Source organism: Rickettsiales endosymbiont of Peranema trichophorum, from assembly GCF_004210275.1.
GTDB lineage: Bacteria > Pseudomonadota > Alphaproteobacteria > Rickettsiales > Midichloriaceae > RICK02.
Genome location: NZ_SCFA01000031.1, coordinates 1 through 1013, shown reverse-complemented (window position 1 = coordinate 1013; position 1013 = coordinate 1). Strand labels below are relative to the sequence as shown.

The 1013-nt window shown below is 37.9% G+C and carries 1 protein-coding gene; it reads right to left on the bottom strand.

The genetic code is table 11. From position 1 onward, the window contains the following. The coding region (locus EDM53_RS01530) for a hypothetical protein (protein WP_130121748.1) at positions 1-593 on the bottom strand (593 nt) is incomplete at its 3' end. Positions 594-1013 lie beyond the last annotated feature (420 nt).

The window sequence follows — 1013 nt, the reverse complement described above, 5'->3', positions numbered from 1 at the left end:
TGTTGCTCCTCGTAGTCCTTTAGATATTGTGCCCTATCAAATTTCCTGTATAAACTCTCATCAAGTTTATCAAGCGAATCTTTTGTATATAAAAAATCCAAAAAATATTTTCTTATATACCACCAACCATCATCTGTGGTCACCTCCCATCTTGGTAACTTTAGCATATTGTACATATGTACAAAATCCTTACCTTCCAAATCTACCAATGGCAGGTCCCCGTTATGTTTCAGGTATTCTAACACAGCTCCCAACACACTTCCATCGTTCTCTCTGATCATCCCATCAGTTTTTTCATAGCCAAAGACTTCTAGAATAACACTATCGTACGTGTTGATGATCGATAGTATTATTGCTGTTAATATGTTCTCGGTATGTGGAGTAGACAAAATCTTTTGAACAATTTCCGGTTGGTCATAAATCACAGCTTTATTCAATGTTAAGCTTAGCACATCGTCCCGTGACAGGTCATGGTCACTGTGGTTGCTTATAAAAGCTGCTATAGCTTCTTCCAATCTCCCATTCTCCAATGCATGACATATCTCTTTAAACTCAACGTATACCATTTTTACGTTTAATCTCTTTGGTTTCATATTTCTCTCCAAATTTATGTTATTTAATCATGACTCTCATCATTCTCTAACATTTAGCCAGTAAAATCAATTTTATTGATGGATATATTGTTAAGAAGTGAAGATTGCAGATTTTGATGTAAAATGAATCAAGTCCTTGCCGCTCTGTGGAGTAAGTTTGCAAGCCGTCCGCGCTTAGTAGGAGCTCTTTTTAGACGTTCATCAATTGCACTGTGATTGAGACCAGCACTCCAATACAGATACTCAAAATCTAGACTACTAGTTTGCTTTCCACAGTTCTCTCCGAGGTCTGATATGGCAAAGCCTTTGTTGACTTTATCATGGCCATGCCTCAATATACATATTAGGTGGAGGCGGACGGTGACATGTATCATACGAAGTCTCAAGCCTCAACCAAATCTCTCACTTATCCCTTCCATC